Below are 16,868 nucleotides of genomic sequence, written 5' to 3' on the forward strand. Positions count from 1 at the left end.
GTGCGGGTACGGGTGACGATGCGGCTGAACGTCGCCACCGGGGAGATCACGCCGATGGTGGTGGACGACCTCGGGACGCGGCGCGGCGAGGACCACGACGCCCGGCACGACGAGATCGCCGCCGAAGTGGGCCGGGTGCTCGACCCCCGGCCCCGCGTCGTCGAAGTCCTGCCGGGCAGCGGCCCCGCGGAGGAGACTCCGCTGCTGCGGCGGCCCGAGGAGGAGCCGGCCGAACTGCCCGAACGGCGGACGCACACGGAGGGCGGATGAGCGGCGACCGGACCCGCTACCTCGATCTCGCCGCGAGCTGCTACGAACGCGCCGGGCTCTTCGGCGACGCCGCGCGCTGCCGCGAGGAGGCGGGCACGCTGCTCGCCGCGGCACCGCTGTACGTCCGGGCGGGCGACCCGGCCCGCGCCGCCGGGTGCTACGAGCGGGCCCGCCACCCGGCCGAAGCGGCGGACCTGCTGCTGCGGCTGGGCCGGGCCGAAGAGGCCGCGGGCTGCTGGGAACGGGCAGGCGAGGGGGTCACCGCCGCGTGGCTGCTGCTGGTGCACACGCGCCGGTTCCGGCACGCCCGCTGGCTGCTCGACGGCACCGGCGAACGCGGCCCGCGCCACGAGCTGGCGCTCGCGCTCGCCGAAGTCCGTGAAGGCGCCGGGGAGGCGCGGCTGGAACAGGTCGTCGAGCAGCTGGCCACCGGCGATGCGCTGCGGTCGGACACCGCGGCGCGGCGGGCCGAGCTGCGCGACCGCGCGGTCGCCGCCGCCGACCTGGCCGGCCGGCGCGACCTCGCGGCCACCGTGTTCGCGGCCGCCTACGGGATCGACGGCGACAGCGTCCTGCCCGCCTGGCGGGCGTGGGCCGAGGAGGCGATGGGCGGCACGCTCGGACTGCCCGGGGAACAGGGGAGTGCGGCGTGAAATGGCCGTTCGGGAACGGCCGCCGCGAGCCCGACCCGCGGCTCCCGCTGCCGTTGCCGCGCCCGGCCGCGCCCCAGCAGCCGTCGTTCGACATCCGCCCGCTGGCGCCGCCGGCCGCCCCGGTCCCGCCGGCCTACCCGGTGGCCCCGGCGGCGGGCGGGGAGAGCGTCGGGATCCGGTTCACCGCACCGGCCCGAGCCTTCGACTTCCTCGCCGTGTTCGGTGTCGAGGGCGGGCCCGAGTACCTCCGCGATCCCCGTGACGGCGCCGCGTGGGCGTTCACCGAGGACCCGGCCGAGGCCGTGCTCGAGCTCGCGCGCGCCCTCGGCGGCGAAGTGGTCCACGGGATCCCCGACGGCGCACTCGACTGGCCCCTGATCGCCCCCGCCGAACTCGCCGCGGGCCTGGCCACCACGGCCACCCCGGCGGTGCCCGCCGAGGCCGACGTCGTCACCGGCGGCACCCTCGCGGCCGCGTTCGTCCGGCACTGCCTCGCCGCGGAGATCCCGGTGACACTCACCGCCGTCCAGCTCACCACCTCCGGCCATGAACGCGCCGGGGTGCTGCTGCACCTGGGCGCCCCGGGCCCGGCCCGGCTGCCTGGCCCGCTGCTGCGGCTGCTGGCCGGGCAGCCGGGGACCACTGTCTGCCGCGCGCCGCACCCGGCGCTGCTCGTCGACTACCGGAGCGTGCTGGAACTGCCGGCCGCGGAGCTGGCCGTCGCGATCCCGCCCGGGGAGCGCTGGCTGATCGCCGACGGCGTGACCTGGGTGGTGACCGAGCTCGGCCGGGCGACGACGCCTTCGCTCGTCCTGGACACTCCGCCCGCCCCGCCGCCCGAGTCCGACGTCCTCGACCCCGCCCGGCTCGACGCGGCCCTGCGCGTCGACGTCGCACTGGTGCCGTGCGGGACCGGCACCGGGGAGGTCCACGCGACTCTGATCGACCACGCGGACCTGGGCGCGCTGTGCGGCTACCTGGCGTTCGGCCCGCACGACGACGCGCTGCACCTGATGCCGGGCGCGGGCCGGAGCCTGCTCGTCGAGCCCGGCGGGCTGAGCAGGGCGGTGCCCTTCGGTGTCGGGCTCACCCGGCTCGGTTCCGACGGCCTGTACGTCGAAGCGGGCTGCAGCCTGCGGCCGACGCCGCCCCGCACCGCACTGGTCCGGCACTACGGCCTGGCGGAAGACACCGTCGTCGCCGTCACCCGGGAGGGTGTCTTCCGGTTCTCCACCGACCACCTGGTGCCGGCGTGGACGCTCTGGCTCGGCGAGCCGCCGGAGGTCCGCGCCGGCCTCGACGAACGTGGCCGCACCCTGCTGCGCCGCCTGGACGAGGCGGTGCCGGACCGCATCGCGCGCACCGGCCCGGCGCGCGCACCCGAAACCGGCGCGCCGGCGGACGACCCGGGGGCGCGGGCGGGGTTGCTGCGCGCGGCGGACCGGCTGGAGCACGCGGGAAAACTGAGCGCGGCGGCCGCGAAACTGGAGCAGGCGGGGGAGTTCTACCGGGCGGGCCGGATCTACGAGCGCATCGCGCGTGAGCGGTCATGACGCCGATCGCGACGCTGACCGGCCGTACGCGGACCGGCCCGGCCCGCTGCGCGGCGCTGTCCCCGGACGGCGGCGCGGTGCTGGTCGTGCGCGCCGGCGGCGTCACCCTGCTGAGCCCCAGCGGCGCCCCGGTGTGGTCGAGCCCCCTCGACGTCCCCGGCGAGGACGACGTCGCGGTCGCGTGGTCGGCGACGCGGCCGGAGCTGTTCGTGCTCGCCGGACGGCGGCTGTCCGGCTTCCACCCGGAAACCGGGGCGCCGCTGCCGCCACCGGCGGCCCTGGACGGCGTCACCGACCTGACCGCCGTCGCGTTCGACGCCACCGGGGTGCGGCTCGCGACGGGCACGCATTCGGGCGCCGTCGCCGTCACCGACCGGGGCGACGGCACGACCCTTCAGCTCCCCGTCGGCGGCCGGGTGCGGGCGCTGGCGTGGGGCCCGCGCGATCCGGAACTCTGCGTCGCGGTGGAGCGCAACCTCCAGTTCTGGAGCCTCGGCACCGGCTCGCTGCTCTACAGCGTGCCGTTCCAGGGGATCATCGGCGTGACGGGGCTGGCCTGGTCACCGGACGGCGTCCTGCTGGCCGTCGCCGGCGCGGCCGACGTGTTCACCGTGGACGTCCGCGGCCGCCGCGGCCTGGACCTGTTGCGCGTCGACGGCCGCCCGGGCCGCCCGGTGACGCTGGCCTTCAGCCGCTCCGGCACCCACCTGCTCGTCGGGTTCACCGAAGCCGTCGTGATCGTGGACCGGCAGCTGCGGCAGGCGGGCACGCTGCCGGTGCGGCTGGCCGAGCCCGGCGACCTGCACGTCGGCGCCACCGGGGCGCTGCTCGGCCGGGAGAACGCGGAACTGGTGGCCTGCTGGCGGCTGCCGGACACCGAGGACGCCCCCGCCGCCGACCGGGACGGCACGGCGATCCGGCACTGGGCGCGGCGTGCGGCTCGCTCGGTCGGGCGCGACCACGGCGCGGGCGGCGCCGCGGTGCTCGCCGTCCGCGTCCGCACCCTGGTCACCGACGGGCCGGGCCGGTGGGGCCCCGGGTTCGGCTGGACGCCGCGGGGCGACGGCCGGTGCTACCAGGACGTCGGCGGCGCGCTGATCCGCACGGAGGCCGGGGGCGCGGTGCGGTGGCGGCGGCCGTTGCCGCGCCCGGGCGGGGCCCTTGACATCGAACCGGCGGGCGGCGACGCGGAACCCCTGGCGGCACTGGGGTTCCGCAACGACGGGCCGGACGGCACCGTGCTCGTCGTCGACACCGACACCGGCGAAGTTACCGCGACCGTCCCAGGTGGACAGTCGCCCGCCTGGTCGCCGCGCGGGGACCGGCTCGCGGTCACCGCGCCCGGGCCGAGACCGGCCGCGGTGCACGTCCACCGCGTCGCCGACCTCGGCACGGACCGGCCGCCGGTGCGGCTGGCGGCCGCGGAAGGCGTCGGCCGGATCGCGTGGTCGCCCGACGGCACGCGGCTCGCGGCCGCGTCACGGGGCCGCGTCGTGCTCTGGGACGTCGAGCTCCGCCGGCGGGTCGCCGGGCCGCCGTCCGCGGGCGAGCGCACGGTGTTCGGGCCGGTCGCGTGGTCCCCCGACGGTAAGCGGCTGGCGGCGCTGTCGGTGGGGGAGCACGCCGAGCTCTTCTTGTGGGACACCGGAACCTGGCGGCTGCGGCGCGAGCCGTCCGCGCCGGGCGAGCCGGGGTGGGCGCCGGCACTGGCCTGGTCGCCGGACTCGGCCACGCTGGCGTACCCGTCGGCCGCGCCGGGCTCGGTGGAGCTCTACGACGTCGCGTCCGGGCGGATCGTGCGCAGCCTGCCGCCGCAGGAACGGAACGAGCACGTCTGGGCGATCCGCTGGTCGCCGGTGGCCGGCGAGCTGGTGACCACCTACCGCGGCGGGTGCGTCCGGCACTGGCGGCTGCTGGCCGGGGACCCGGACGCCCCGCCGCGGACGCCGTTCGACACCGACGTGCTGGCCCGGCTGGGCGTCACGGTCGCCGCGGCGGGCGCGGCGCTGCCGCTGTCGCGCCCCGCCGACGTCCTCGCGCTGCTGGCGGGCAAGGCCCCGCCGCCACTGGCCCGGCTGGCCGGCCACCCCGGAGTCCGGGCGCTGCAGGCGCTGCACTGGCCGGTCGACGGCCTGATCGGGGTGGTCACGCTGCTGGTCTGCGATCTCGGCGCGGACCCGGGTTTCCCGCTGCCGCCGGAAATCCGGCCGGCCGCGATGCTGAGCGCGCTCACCGAAGCGCTCGCCGCGCCACCGGTGCCCGCGGACCCGGACGCGGGCGACGCGGACGCGCTGTCGGCCATCTTCGACCGCGTCGACGACGACGTCCTGACGATCCTCACCCTGCTGGGCCCGGCCGCCGTCGCCGCCGAGCCGTTGCTGCCGGCCCAGCTGCGCGGGCTGCGCGGCGGCGGAGGATGGATTTTGTCGGCACCGCAACGGAAACTCATCGGGCTGCGGCTGTCCACCGCGGCGGCGCGGCAGGCGGAAGGCGGCGGGCTGGGCGAGCGGGCGGGCCTGGCCCGGCACGGTCCGATCACCGCGTTGCTGCCGACCCAGCTCGCGGTGCCGGAACTGCTCGGGCTGCGGGCGAGCCGGGGCGAGCTGCTGTTCCGCACCCGCCGCGGCGGCGTGCCGCCGACGTCCCGCACGACCGTCGTCGTCTTCGACGACACCCCCGCCGCCTGTGGTCAGGTCGGCACCACGCTGCGCTCGGCGGCGCACGTCCTGGCCGGTGCGGTCCTCGGCGGTGGGCAGCGGTGCCTGCTCGTCCCGCTCGGCGAACCGGCCCTCGCCGTGCCGGTGCTGGAGTCCGCCGACCTCAGCCTGCTGTGGCTGGAATCGTCGCTGCGCCCCGGCGACGTCCCGGCCGCACTGGAGATCGCCGAGCGGGCCGCGGACGAGCACCCCGACGACCTCGGTGGGACGGCGCGGATCGTGGTGTTCACGCACGAGCACCGGAAGCTGCCGGACCGGGACCACTGGGTCGTGCGGGTGCGGTACCCGCACAGCGGGCCGGCGGTACCGGGAGCGCGGGTGGTGAGCCTCGTCTGCGGAGCCGGTCCGGACGAGATCCGGACCGCGGTCGCCACCGTGCTGGGCGCGGCGCGGTGACCGGGCCTCAGCCGCAGAGCATCTGCTGGATCACCTCGGGACCGAGCGCCGCCAGCAGCTGCTCGACGACTTCGGGGCGCAGGCCGTCGCCGAGGATCTCCACGCCGTTCTCCGTGCACGAGATCCGGACGCGCACCAGCTCGCCCTTCGGGTACCGCTCGTACTCGACGGCGTCGATCAGGTCCGGCAGGTCCGGCACGAAGGAATGGTCGGTCATCGTCCCCTCACGGTTTCGCTGTGTTCTTGAGTGCGGCGGAGTTCTTGAGTGCGGCGGAGTCCGGCGGTTTCCCAGCGGCCGGCCACGGTGGTGCCGCAGGCGGGGCAGGCGCCCCCGGACAGCCGCGAGTGCACTTCGCCCCACACCGCCCGTTCGACGACCGCGGTGCCGCACGACGGGCAGCCGGTGGTCCGCCCGGCCTCACCGAGCGCCCGCTCGACGTAAACGTGCTTCAACCCCGCGTCCCGGCCGATCCGCACCGCTTCGGCCAGCGCTTCCGGCGCGGTCGGCTGGTCACCGCTGCGGCGGTAGGTCGGCGTGTACCGCAGCAGGTGCCACGGGATGTCCGGGTCGACGGCGGCGATTTCCCGCGCGATCGCGGCGAGATCCGCGGAGGCCGAGCTGACCCCGGGGATCAGCGGCGTGCTGACCTCCGCCCACACACCGAGCTCCCGGAACAACCCGAGCGCGGCGAACACCGGCCGCACCGGCGCCCCGGTCAGCTCCCGGTGCCGCGCGTCGTCACTGCCCTTGACGTCGATGTTCACCGCGGCCAGCACCGGCGCGACGAGCCGGACCGCCTCTTCGGTGAGATACCCGTTGCTCTTCCACACGACGTCGACCCCGAGCGGCGCACCCGCTTCGGCGACGGCGAGCGTGAGCTCCAGCGCCAGCGACGGCTCGGTGTAGGAAAAAGCGACGGCGGCACCGGCAGCCGCCGCTTCCCGGGCCAGCTCACCCGCGTCGACCGGTTCGGCATGCCATTCGGCCTGCTCGTCCCGCCCGAATTGGGAAAGGCGGAAGTTGATGCAGTAGTCGCACCGGAAACTGCACCCGGGTGCCGCGACGGTGAGGGTTTCACTGCCCGGCCGGAAATGGTAAAAAGGTTTCCGCTCGATCACGTCGCGGTGCCGGACCGACGTGGCGAACGTCGCGGTCTCACCACCGTCCCCGCTGCGGCGTCGCACCTTGCAGGCCCCGACCTGGCCATCGGCGAGCGCGCAGCCGATCGGGCAGAGCGTGCATTTCAGCCGTGACCCCGACGGTTCGAACAACAGCGCAGGTCGCCAGTCCACGTCGAACCTTTCCCCAGCGGGCATTCCGGAAAATCATGGTATCGCGATTTTCCCGAATCCGGCGGATTCACCGCGGCCAGGGCGACGGCTTGTCCCGCAGTTCATCGGCGAAGATCGAGTCGACCCGCGAGTTCGCCTGCCGCAGCAGCCGCGCCCCCGCCCGGACCGCGAAGGCGAGCCCGAAGGCGAAAAGCAGGGCCAGGCCGATGGCCGCGGAGTTCGCCACGAGCGCCTCCCGGTACTGGTGCGCGAGGTAGCCCAGGGCGGCCCCGGCGATCAGAGCGTCGAGCAGCGCCAACCCGATCGCCCGGCAGCGGGGCGGCGTGGTCCGCGATGACGAGGCCATGGCCCTCCCGCCGTTCCGTTCAGCGGTGACGCCCTTGCAAGGTAGACGAGCGTGCGCCGCTTGGCGGCCACTTCAACCTGTTTGGCCTACCGGATCTGCCCGGATGGCCGCTGTGATAACTTGGAGCGAACTGAGTCTTCTGTGCGGAAGCAAACCCCGTGCCGCCTGCGCGCCGGGGCCCAGGGGGCGGTAGCTCAGTTGGTTAGAGCAGGGGACTCATAATCCCTTGGCCGCGGGTTCGAGCCCCGCCCGCCCCACTCGATCGAGGTCGGCGAAGTGTGCCCGCGGAACGCGCGTGCCTTGCCTCGATCATCGTCATCGCCTCTGGGGGCCCAGCCCCCAGACCCCGGCCGGGGGCGAGCCCCCGGACCCCCATCCCGTTGGTCGCCTTCGGTTCGGACGTTGCGGTTGGGCTTCTGCCGGGCTTTGTATGTCCCGTGTACGGGGTGGGGACAGGGTTGCTCGTCATACATCCGATCCAGGAGGCGAGTCGTGCCGCAGAACCCCTTTTCCGACCTCACGCTTACCCGGCGGTCGCTCTTCCGGGCCGGGGCCGCCACCGCCGTCGCGCTCGGCAGCGGGGCTCTGCTCGCCGGGACCGCCGCCGCTGCCGAGGAACTGCCCGCGTCGCCCTACTTCGACATCACCGCGCTCTCCTCCGACCTCTTCCGCAGCAAGATGCTGCACGAATCGCACCACGTCATGCAGGGCTTCGCCTTCGACAACGTCAACCGGCGGCTCTTCATCGTCCAGGCCCAGAACGGCACCTCCGGCGACGACCTGTGCATCAGCCAGCTCAGCTTCTCCGGCGAACTGCTCGGCTCGATGCACCTGAACCATTCCGGGCACGGTGTGTCGCTCGGCGTCGAACCCGTCGGCACCGCCTCCTACATCTGGATGGAGTGCGACGCCGACGGGACCACCACCGAATCCCGCGGCACCGCCCTCGCCCGCTTCAAGTTCGTCAACGGCGGCACCCCGGCGGTGAAGAAGTTCCTCACCGGCAGCAAGAACATCACCTGCGCCACCGACCCGGTGTACCAGCGGATGGTCGTGCGCCGCGACGAAGGCGGCCGGATGTGGTTCAGCCTGTTCCCCCTCGCCAAGGCCGTCGCCGGCGACTTTTCCGAGCCACTGGCCCACTTCCCGCAGCCGTCGCTGAGCCCCGGGGGCGTCGTCTTCCAGGGTTACACGATCCTCGGCAGCTCCCTGTACATATTGGACGGAGCGGGCCACGCCGACGCGGCGGACATCGACTCCTACGTCACGCGCGTCGACATGAAGACCGGCGAGGTGAAGGAACGCGCGATCACCCGCGCCGGCGAATCCCTCGTCTGGCGCGAACCCGAAGGCATGGCGGTCTACCGCACAGCCGACGGCGAAACCCGCCTCTTCCTCGGCTTCGGCTCACGCAGCAGCGTCGACAACGTCAACCGCTACGCCAACCTCTTCTACAAGAACGTCCTGGTGGGGTGAGGACCGTCCACACGGGATTCCGCTACGCCACCCGGTACCAGGCGTTGGTGATCGCCCCGGCGTGGCTCAGCTCCACCGGGTCCAGCCGCACCCGGGTCCCGCCGGGGTGGTCGAACAGCCGGACGCCGTCGCCGAGCAGGACCGGCGCCACGTGCACCAGCACCTCGTCGAGCAGCCCGGCTTCCAGGCACCGCCGGGCGGTCGTGGCGCCCAGGACCGCGACGTAACCGTCTCCCGCCGCTGCCGAAGCCGCCGCCACGGCCTCGCCCAGGTCGCCGACCAGGGTGAAACCGGGAGACGGGGCCGCGTCGCGGGTCACCACGAAGATCGGGCCGCGCCAGCGGCCGCCGTAGACCTCGCCCTCCGCCGTCGTCGCGGGCGCATACGTGTGGTGGCCCATCAGCACCGCGCCGATCCCGCCGATCACCCGCTCGACGACCGGGTTCGGCTCGGCATGCAGGCCGCTCAGCCAGGTCATATCATCGCCGGGCGCGGCGACGAAGCCGTCGAGGGACATCGTGATGTGGTACAGCAGCTTGGCCATGGGACCGCCTTTCGGTACGAGTGTCACCCCGTACCGACGGGCGGGCCCGGAAAACTCATCGGTCAGACCGGCACGAGTTCTCGCGTCTCCGAAGCGGCGTAGCGGCGCGCGAGGGTCGCGCAGACGATCAGCTGGATCTGGTGGAACAGCATCAGCGGCAGCACGATCAGTCCCACCTGGGCGTGCCCGAACAGCACCGTCGCCATCGGCAGGCCGCTGGCCAGGCTCTTCTTCGACCCGCAGAACACGATGGTGATCCGGTCGGCGCGGGCGAAGCCCAGCAGGCGGGCACCCTGCCCGGTCGCGCCCAGCACCACCGCGAGCAGGACGCCGCACACCACGACGAGCACCAGCAGGTGACCGAGGTCGATCCGGTGCCAGATGCCTTCGGTCATGCCCGCGCTGAACGCCGTGTAGACCACCAGGAGGATCGAGCCGCGGTCGACCAGCTTCAGCGGCGCGGAGTGGCGCGCGATCCAGCTGCCGATCCAGCGCCGCGCCAGCTGGCCCGCCACGAACGGCGCGAGCAGCTGCAGCACGATCCCGAGCACGGCCGAGCCGTCGACACCGGCGCCGTCGCCCGCGAGCAGCAGCGCCACCAGCAGCGGCGTGAGCACGATCCCGGCCAGGTTGGACAGCGACGCGCTGCAGATCGCCGCCGCGACGTTGCCGCGGGCGATCGAGGTGAACGCGATCGACGACTGCACCGTCGAGGGCAGCACGGCCAGGAACAGCACTCCGGCGGCGAGGTCCGGGGGCAGCACCGACGACGGCAGCAGCATCGCGGCCAGGCCGAGCAGGGGGAACAGGACGAACGTCGCGGCCATCACCAGCGCGTGCAGCCGCCAGTGCCGCAGCCCGTCCAGCGCCTCCTGCGTGGACAGCCGGGCGCCGTAGAGGAAGAACAGCACGCCGACGGCGACGGTGGTGGCGACGCCGAAGCCGCCGGCCACCGCGCCCGAGGCGGGCAGCAGGGTGGCGACGCCAACGGTCGCGAGGATGGCGAGGACGAACGGGTCGAGTCGTAACCGGGACATGGATCTCCTTCCACGGCCATTCTCGGCGACCGCGTGATCATTGTGAACCCCGATGACCGGACTGACTGTCATCGCGAATCACGATAAAGTGGTCCGGTGCTCGACCCCCGCCTGTGCCGTTCGTTCCTCGCCGTCGCCGAGACGCGCAGCTTCACCGCGGCCGCGCGGCGGCTGGGGGTCGGCCAGCCGACGGTCAGCCAGCACGTCCGGCGGCTCGAACGCGACGCGGGCGGGCTCCTCTTCGCCCGAGACACCCACACCGTGGAGCTCACCGCGCGCGGCCAGGCGATGCTGGGGTTCGCGCAGACGATCATCGACACCGAAGAACGTGCCGAACGCCACTTCCGCGGCGCCGAGCTGCGCGGCCGCGTGCGCTTCGGCGTGTCCGAGGACTTCGCGCTCGGCGAGCTGCCGGAGATCCTGCACCGGCTGCGCCGCAGTCACCCGCTGGTGGACGTCGAGCTGACCGTCGAGCTGTCGGACGTCCTGGGCCGGCGCCTGCGGGCCGGGCAGCTCGACCTGGTGCTGGGCAAGCGCCGTCCGGGCGCGCACCACGGCCGGCTGCTCTGGCGGGAGCCCCTGGTCTGGATCGGGTCGGCGGCCACGGTGCTGGAGCCGGGCCGGCCGGTGCCGCTGGTGCAGTACCCGATGCCGTCGATCACGCGGCAGCTGGCCGTGGAGTGCCTCGAACGCGCCGGCCTCGAGTGGCGCGCGGCCTGCCAGACGTCGAGCCTGACCGGCCTGCGGGCCGCGGCGGCGGCCGGGCTGGGCGTCACCCTGCACGCGCGCAGCCTGGTGCCGGCCGACCTCGTCGAGCTCGACGGCCTGCCCGAACCCGGCGACATCGAGTTCATGCTGCTGGCGCGGGAGTCGCTGGAAGGACCGGCGGCGGCACTGGCGGACTTCGTCCTCGAGCGCGTCAGTCCTCTTCACCCGTGAGCAACCGCCGCAGGCGGCCGAGCGCGCGGTGCTGGGCGACGCGGACGGCCCCGGGCGTCGAACCCACCGCCGCGGCCGTCTCCTCCGCCGACAGCCCCACGACCACGCGCAGCACGACGATCTCCCGCTGTTTGGCCGGCAGCACGTCGAGCAGCCGGGCCAGCCGTTCGTTCAGCTCGAACCGCAGCGCGTGCTGCTCCGGGCCGGCGGTTTCGCTGACGCCGTCGGGCACCTCGGGCACCGGGTCGGCGCGGTTGCGGGCCGCCGCGCGGTGCGCGTCGGCGACCTTGTGCTGGGCGATGCCGTAGACGAAGGCGAGGAACGGGCGGCCCTGGTCGTGGTAGGACGGCAGCGCGGTGATGATGGCGAGGCACACCTCCTGGGCGACGTCGTCGGCCGAAGCGAACGACCGTTCGTGCCGTCCGACGCGGGCCCGGCAGTAGCGCACCACCAGCGGCCGGATGGTGGCGAGCAGGCGGGCGATCGCGGCCTCGTCGCCGGCGATCGCGGCCGCGACCGGCTCGTCATGGCGCCGCCAGTGCGACGGGAACGCTTCGGCGGGCTGCGCCGCGGCGATCTCCCGGACCAGGGCCCGGCTGCGCACCCGCAGCAGGACACCCTCCACGTCGAGGCCGGCGCGCAGCGAGTCGTGCAGCGCGGCGTTGGACTCCCGCAGCATCTCGGTGACCGCCCGATCCCCGTACTCGGTTGCCGGCATTCTGTTCACCTTTCCCTCTCCCGGTGGCCGCCGGGCCGGGCGCGTGGCTGTCGACGAAGGCGTTCCCGCACGTGGCGGAGGGTGGAGCGGACGGTCGACGGGGTGATCCGGAGCGCCTCCGCGATCTGGGCGGGCGTGAACCCGTCGAGCGACCAGGCGAGGACCATCCGTTGCCGTCCGGGCAGGGAGGCGAGCAGCTCGATGAGCTCCGCGTGCTTCTCGAGCAGCGCGGCGAGCTCCTCGTCGTCCCGCGGGTCGCCCAGCAGGGACCAGTCCGCGCGCGCTTCACCCGCCGCTTCGCCTGCCGCGTTGAGCAGCCGTCCCGTGACCCGGCGGACCCAGGCCCGCGGGTCGCCGGCGACCGGCCACGCTTCCAGCGCGTGCAGCATCGCCTCGGCGGCGACGTCGCGCGCGGTCTCGACCTCGAACCCGGCCTTGCAGAGGAACGCCACCAGCGGCGGAAACTCGGCGCGGAAGAACGCGTCGAACTCGTCATGACCCCACACGGACCCCTCACCGCCCCTCGCCTCCACAAGGACAGGTGCGGTGAAGGGACCGCTACGTGTAACGATTCGATCAAGACTCCCCGGCCGGAGTAATGGACCGCGTCGCACTGGTGACGCCCGGTGACGAGTGATGGCGGAGATGCCGGGTACCCGAGGTCGATGATCCACCGAGACACGATCGCGACGACGGCCCGTGGGGGCGTGGAGCCCGTGCTCGGCCGCGGCGGTGCCGATCCGCGGAGCGCGCGTCCGCGAACGGCGGATTCCGGTCACGGGCACGGCGGCCGGGGCGCGGCCGGCGGGTGCTGCCCTCCGCGCCGGGCGGCGGCACCCGCCGGCCGCACCGGCCGGGAGAGTGGCCGCGTCCGGCGGGAAAAGCCTTGCCGGGTCAAGGAAAGACGGTCGGTACGCGCGCGCTGAAGCTCGCGCGAAGCCGGTCGGCGGACCCGGACCGGCATCCTCGGTCCGGGTCGTGCGAAGGCGCGGTCTCGCCGATCGGGTGACGTGATCGACATCGAGATCCCGGGAAGAAAGGCGTACTCTCATGTGTTGCAGTCTTGGTTGCCCGGAGGGTGAGCCGGGGACCGAAGCCAAAACCCCCTTGACCCAGGCGGATACGCTCGCGCGCCCGCCGCGATCAAGTCGGTTGACGCGCCCCGACAATGGGAAGCAGTAAGAGAGAGCAAGGGAGGTGAACGAAGGAAATGGAAGCCACGATGACGGGCTGGGCGGAACTCGCGGCCTGCAAGGACGAGGACCCGGAACTGTTCTTCCCGATCTCCGAGGTCGGTCCCGGCGCCCGCCAGACGGCGCAGGCGAAGGCCGTGTGCGCGCGCTGCCCGGTGCGCGCCGAATGCCTCGGCTACGCGCTCGACAACGGCCTCGACCACGGCGTCTTCGGCGGCACCACCGCGGATGAACGCCGGCGGCTGGTGCGGACCGCTCCGCAGCGGCACCGAGCTGCCTGACCCGCCGCCCGGTGACCTCTTCCCGGCGGCCGCGAGCATGAAAACACCAATCCGGAAATGTGAGATCCGGAAGTGCGTGTGCCCGGGTGGGTGATTCTGCGTGAATCACCCACCCGGGCTTTTTCGTCGTTCACGAGCGGTGAGTATGTATGCAATTGTTTGCATCAGTCTCGGCGGCGGGGAGACCGTCATTCCCCTCCGTGGTCGTCCGGCCACGTCTCGGGCATTCCCCAGGCGGCGGCCGGAGCCGACTCGAAGGCGGCCATCGCCGTCACCAGCCCGGCCTCGATCGTCAGCAGGGTGACCCCGAACCACCGGTACTCGTGCTCGCCCGGGCGCCGCAGGTAGCCGGCCACCGCGGGCTGGCGGTTGCCGCGGGTCGGCCGCATCCGGAACCGCCCGATGCAGTGCGGCGAAGCCGGGTCCATCGACAGCGAGAGCGCCCGGACGATCGAAGCGCGGTTGCCGAACCACAGTGAGTACGGCGGCATGACGGCCTGGGCGTCTTCGTGCAGCAGCCGGGCGACCGCGGCGGGGTCGCCGTCGGTGTACGCCGCGATGAACCGCTTCAGCAGCGCCGTTTCTTCGGCGGTCGGGTCGCCGGCCGTCCACTCGGCACGGTGCGGGGGCAACCGCTCACGCAACGTCGCGCGAGCCCGCTGGAGCGCGCTGTTCGCCGACGCGACACTCGTCCCCAGCGACGCCGCGGTCTCCTTGGCCGACCAGCCCAGCACGTCACGCAGGACCAGCGTCGCCCGCTGCCGCGGCGGCAGGTACTGGAGGGCGGCCAGGTACGCCAGCTCGATGGTCTCCCGCTCGATCACGGCGGCCCCGGTGTCGTCCGGCGCCGCCGCGTCGAGCAGCCGGTCCGGGTACGGCTCGAGCCACGGCAGGTCGACGGCGGCGATCGGCCCGTCCGGCTCGCCGGCCGGGCCGAGCTGGTCGGGCAGCACCCGCCGCGGACGGCGGGCGAGGACGTCGAGGCACGCGTTCGTCGCGATCCGGTACAGCCAGGTGCGCGCGCTAGCCCGGCCTTCGAAGCCGTCCCGGCCCTTCCACGCCCGCAGGAACGTCTCCTGCGCGAGGTCTTCGGCGTCGGCCAGGGAACCGAGCATCCGGTAGCAGTGCACCTGGATCTCCCGGCGGTGCCGTTCGACGAGCGTCTCGAAGTCCGGAGCGTGACCCACCACCCCGGCACGCTAGCGCACCCCCGTACGAGAGACTGCTCTGTTGAAACCGGGGCTCCGCCCCGGGCCGGGGGCTCCGCCACCCGGAACCCCCGAAGGAGATGCTGCAGTGAGCGGAACGGTGCTGGTACTCGGCGGACGCAGCGAGATCGGGCTGGCCGTGGCGAAACGCCTGGTCAGCGGAGACATCCGGCGGTTCGTGCTGGCCGCGCGGCCGGGCGCGGACCTGGCCGCGGAGGTCGCCGCGCTGCGCGAAGCGGGTGCCGAAACGGTGAAAACGGCCGAGTTCGACGCCGACGACCTCGCCGAGCACGGCCCGTTCCTGGAGAAGATGGCCGCCGAGCACGGGCCGCTCGGCGTCATCGTGCTCGCTTTCGGCATCCTCGGCGACCAGGCCCGCGCCGAGACGGACGCCGCGCACGCCGCGGCGATCGTGCACACCGACTACGTCGCCCAGGTCGGCGTGCTGACCCACGCCGCGAACCTGCTGCGCGCCCAGGGACACGGCAGCCTGGTCGTGTTCTCCTCGGTGGCCGGGGTGCGCGTGCGCCGCGCGAACTACGTCTACGGCTCGGCCAAGGCCGGTCTCGACGGCTTCGCGAGCGGCCTCGCCGACGCACTGCATGGCTCCGGCGTCCGCTTGCTGCTCGTCCGTCCCGGTTTCGTGATCGGCCGGATGACCGAGGGCATGACGCCCGCGCCGTTCTCCAGCACCCCGGACCAGGTGGCCGACGCGACGGTCGCCGCGCTGCGCCGCGGCCGCGGGGTCGTCTGGGTGCCCGGCATCCTCCGTACGGTCTTCTTCGGGATGCGCTTTCTGCCGCGCGCGATCTGGCGCCGGATGCCGCGCTAGCCGCCATTGTGGTCACTGCCACAGCACTTTCCCGTGCCCGCGCGGGTACTTTCCGTGGCGAAACTCCGGCGAAGGCCCCGTTCGGCTCGGCCGTTCAGGCAGCGTCACAGGTTTCCGACAACTTTCTCAGCTGATTCCCAGCTAAGCCGGTGATCCTCGAAGAAGGGGGAACCGCCGGAGGGAAGCAAGGGGAAGTGTCGTGCTGTTGTCGTCGCGGGGGCGCCGCATCGGCGGCCGGGTCGCGCTCGGCGTCGTGTCGACGCTGGTGCTCGGCGCCACCGGCTACCTGTGGACGCAGCTGAGCACGCTGGACGCCGGCATCGTCACCGCCGACGTCATCCCGCCGGCGGCGCAGGTGAACGACGACGAAGCCCCGCCGGGGGAGCCGCTCAAGGTCGCCCAGAACCTCCTGCTCGTCGGGATCGACGCGCGGACCGACGCGTACGGCAACCCGTTGCCACAGAACGTGCTCGACGCGCTGCACGCCGGAGGCGGGGACGACGGCGGCGACACCACCGACACGATGATCGTGGTGCACATCCCGGCGGGCGGCGCCGCGGCCACCGCGATCTCGATCCCGCGTGACTCCTATGTGGACATCGCGGGCGGGTTCGGCAAGCACAAGATCAACTCGGCCTACAGCCGCGGCAAGAACGCCTCGTTGCCCGGTTTGCGTGCCCAGGGCCTTTCCGGCGCGCAACTCGAGGTGGCCGCGAACGAGCAGGGCGCGAGGACGGCCATCCAGACCGTGGAGAAGTTCACCGGCCTGACGATCAACCACTACGCCGCGATCAACCTCGCGGGCTTCGACGCACTGTCGCAGGCGGTCGGCGGCGTCGAGGTCTGCCTCAAGGCGCCGGTGCGGGACAGCTACTCCGGCGCGGACTTCCCGGCCGGCCCGCAGAGGCTGTCGGGGGCGCAGGCGCTCGCGTTCGTCCGGCAGCGCCACGGGCTGACCAGCGACCTCGACCGGATCGCGCGTCAGCAGGCGTTCCTGTCGGGGATGGCGAAGGAAGTGCTGAGCGCGGGCACCTTCACCGACCCGTCGAAGCTGGGGTCGCTGGTCAGCGCGGTGCAGGGCTCGGTGGTGCTCGACAAGGGCTGGGACATCCTGAGCTTCGCGCAGCAGCTGCGGGGGATGACGTCGGGCGCGATCAGCTTCGCCACTATCCCGGTGCTGAGCCTGTCCCTGCCGACGCCGTCCGACGGCGACGCGGTCAAGGTCGACCCGGCGCAGGTCCAGCAGTTCGTGCGCACGGCGATCAGCACGCCGGCGGTCCAGGCCTCGGGTGACGAGACGCCCGGCGGCGTGAAGCCGGTGGCCGCCACCGGGAGTAAGGCGCCCTCGCCGGGTACTTCTTCGGACGCCGGACAGCCGGCGACCAGTACGGCCGCCGGCTGCGTGAACTGAG

The 16,868-nt window shown here is 73.6% G+C and carries 17 protein-coding genes and 1 tRNA gene; 10 read left to right on the forward strand and 8 right to left on the reverse strand.

Features of this window, described 5'->3' with window-relative positions:
• From CF165_RS11320 to CF165_RS11335, 4 genes are read left to right on the forward strand one after another with little or no spacing between them, the layout of a single operon-like run.
• A complete protein-coding gene (locus CF165_RS11320) occupies positions 1-270 on the forward strand; it encodes a hypothetical protein (RefSeq protein ID WP_093947435.1) in 270 nt (89 codons plus the stop codon).
• The gene (locus CF165_RS11325; RefSeq protein WP_093947436.1) at positions 267-923 is read left to right on the forward strand and encodes a soluble NSF attachment family protein; all 657 of its coding nucleotides are present in this window, start codon (positions 267-269) and stop codon (positions 921-923) included. Before CF165_RS11320 ends, CF165_RS11325 begins: the two co-directional genes overlap by 4 nt.
• Entirely contained in the window at positions 920-2,476 is a 1,557-nt protein-coding gene (locus CF165_RS11330) for a DUF8588 domain-containing protein (protein ID WP_093947437.1), read from the forward strand. Before CF165_RS11325 ends, CF165_RS11330 begins: the two co-directional genes overlap by 4 nt.
• Entirely contained in the window at positions 2,473-5,589 is a 3,117-nt protein-coding gene (locus tag CF165_RS11335; protein ID WP_093947438.1) for a WD40 repeat domain-containing protein, read from the forward strand. The genes CF165_RS11330 and CF165_RS11335 overlap by 4 nt, the downstream gene beginning before the upstream one ends.
• 7 nt (positions 5,590-5,596) lie before the next feature.
• Here the strand turns inward: CF165_RS11335 and CF165_RS11340 are convergent, their stop codons facing one another.
• The 3 genes from CF165_RS11340 to CF165_RS11350 form a co-directional block, all read right to left on the reverse strand.
• Complete coding sequence (locus CF165_RS11340; RefSeq protein WP_093947439.1) at positions 5,597-5,806, reverse strand: radical SAM-modified peptide, FtsH ternary system-associated; 210 nt, start codon at positions 5,804-5,806, stop codon at positions 5,597-5,599.
• Positions 5,803-6,882: a radical SAM protein gene (locus CF165_RS11345; protein WP_240521542.1), complete on the reverse strand. Its 1,080-nt coding sequence runs from the start codon at positions 6,880-6,882 to the stop codon at positions 5,803-5,805. The genes CF165_RS11340 and CF165_RS11345 overlap by 4 nt, the downstream gene beginning before the upstream one ends.
• 67 nt (positions 6,883-6,949) lie before the next feature.
• Positions 6,950-7,228: a hypothetical protein gene (locus CF165_RS11350; RefSeq protein WP_093947441.1), complete on the reverse strand. Its 279-nt coding sequence runs from the start codon at positions 7,226-7,228 to the stop codon at positions 6,950-6,952.
• 183 nt (positions 7,229-7,411) lie between these two features.
• Here CF165_RS11350 and CF165_RS11355 point away from each other — a divergent pair.
• Both CF165_RS11355 and CF165_RS11360 read left to right on the forward strand, forming a co-directional pair.
• Positions 7,412-7,485, forward strand: a tRNA-Ile gene (locus tag CF165_RS11355).
• Between the two features lie 235 nt (positions 7,486-7,720).
• Positions 7,721-8,704 (forward strand): phage baseplate protein, encoded by a 984-nt coding sequence (locus CF165_RS11360; RefSeq protein WP_093947442.1) that lies wholly within the window; start codon positions 7,721-7,723, stop codon positions 8,702-8,704.
• Positions 8,705-8,726: 22 nt separating this feature from the next.
• Here the strand turns inward: CF165_RS11360 and CF165_RS11365 are convergent, their stop codons facing one another.
• Together CF165_RS11365 and CF165_RS11370 are read right to left on the reverse strand one after the other, a co-directional pair.
• On the reverse strand, positions 8,727-9,248 hold the full coding sequence (locus tag CF165_RS11365) for a dihydrofolate reductase family protein (RefSeq protein ID WP_093947443.1): 522 nt from the start codon (positions 9,246-9,248) through the stop codon (positions 8,727-8,729).
• A 62-nt stretch (positions 9,249-9,310) separates the two neighbouring features.
• Complete coding sequence (locus CF165_RS11370; protein WP_093947444.1) at positions 9,311-10,285, reverse strand: bile acid:sodium symporter family protein; 975 nt, start codon at positions 10,283-10,285, stop codon at positions 9,311-9,313.
• 96 nt (positions 10,286-10,381) lie between these two features.
• Here CF165_RS11370 and CF165_RS11375 point away from each other — a divergent pair, with 96 nt between their 5' ends.
• Positions 10,382-11,224, forward strand: a complete 843-nt coding sequence (locus CF165_RS11375) for a LysR family transcriptional regulator (protein ID WP_093947445.1) — start codon at positions 10,382-10,384, stop codon at positions 11,222-11,224.
• Here the strand turns inward: CF165_RS11375 and shbA are convergent.
• Together shbA and CF165_RS11385 are read right to left on the reverse strand one after the other, a co-directional pair.
• On the reverse strand, positions 11,205-11,903 hold the full coding sequence (gene shbA, locus CF165_RS11380; protein ID WP_439098500.1) for an RNA polymerase sigma factor ShbA: 699 nt from the start codon (positions 11,901-11,903) through the stop codon (positions 11,205-11,207). The two genes, CF165_RS11375 and shbA, sit on opposite strands and share 20 nt — an antisense overlap.
• Before the next feature lie 44 nt (positions 11,904-11,947).
• Positions 11,948-12,448: an RNA polymerase sigma factor gene (locus tag CF165_RS11385; protein WP_093947447.1), complete on the reverse strand. Its 501-nt coding sequence runs from the start codon at positions 12,446-12,448 to the stop codon at positions 11,948-11,950.
• Positions 12,449-13,152: 704 nt separating this feature from the next.
• Between CF165_RS11385 and CF165_RS11390 the strand changes: the two genes are divergently transcribed.
• Complete coding sequence (locus CF165_RS11390; RefSeq protein WP_003056777.1) at positions 13,153-13,416, forward strand: WhiB family transcriptional regulator; 264 nt, start codon at positions 13,153-13,155, stop codon at positions 13,414-13,416.
• Between the two features lie 188 nt (positions 13,417-13,604).
• On the opposite strand, the gene CF165_RS11395 is transcribed toward CF165_RS11390, so the two are convergent.
• Positions 13,605-14,603, reverse strand: a complete 999-nt coding sequence (locus CF165_RS11395) for an RNA polymerase subunit sigma-70 (protein WP_093947660.1) — start codon at positions 14,601-14,603, stop codon at positions 13,605-13,607.
• Between the two features lie 109 nt (positions 14,604-14,712).
• Between CF165_RS11395 and dprE2 the strand changes: the two genes are divergently transcribed.
• Complete coding sequence (dprE2, locus tag CF165_RS11400; protein WP_093947448.1) at positions 14,713-15,456, forward strand: decaprenylphospho-beta-D-erythro-pentofuranosid-2-ulose 2-reductase; 744 nt, start codon at positions 14,713-14,715, stop codon at positions 15,454-15,456.
• Positions 15,457-15,655: 199 nt separating this feature from the next.
• Complete coding sequence (locus CF165_RS11405; RefSeq protein ID WP_093947449.1) at positions 15,656-16,867, forward strand: LCP family protein; 1,212 nt, start codon at positions 15,656-15,658, stop codon at positions 16,865-16,867.
• The last annotated feature ends 1 nt before the right edge of the window (position 16,868 follow it).

The sequence above is a fragment of the Amycolatopsis vastitatis genome, from assembly GCF_002234595.1.
Classification (GTDB): Bacteria; Actinomycetota; Actinomycetes; order Mycobacteriales; family Pseudonocardiaceae; genus Amycolatopsis; species Amycolatopsis vastitatis.

Bases quoted from the DNA above. Each gene is read 5' to 3' on its own strand.
- CF165_RS11325 (WP_093947436.1), top strand. From the start codon at position 267: ATGAGCGGCGACCGGACCCGCTACCTCGATCTCGCCGCGAGCTGCTAC.
- CF165_RS11335 (WP_093947438.1), top strand. From the start codon at position 2,473: ATGACGCCGATCGCGACGCTGACCGGCCGTACGCGGACCGGCCCGGCC.
- CF165_RS11340 (WP_093947439.1), bottom strand. From the start codon at position 5,806: ATGACCGACCATTCCTTCGTGCCGGACCTGCCGGACCTGATCGACGCC.
- CF165_RS11350 (WP_093947441.1), bottom strand. From the start codon at position 7,228: ATGGCCTCGTCATCGCGGACCACGCCGCCCCGCTGCCGGGCGATCGGG.
- CF165_RS11365 (WP_093947443.1), bottom strand. From the start codon at position 9,248: ATGGCCAAGCTGCTGTACCACATCACGATGTCCCTCGACGGCTTCGTC.
- CF165_RS11370 (WP_093947444.1), bottom strand. From the start codon at position 10,285: ATGTCCCGGTTACGACTCGACCCGTTCGTCCTCGCCATCCTCGCGACC.
- shbA (WP_439098500.1), bottom strand. From the start codon at position 11,903: ATGCTGCGGGAGTCCAACGCCGCGCTGCACGACTCGCTGCGCGCCGGC.
- CF165_RS11390 (WP_003056777.1), top strand. From the start codon at position 13,153: ATGGAAGCCACGATGACGGGCTGGGCGGAACTCGCGGCCTGCAAGGAC.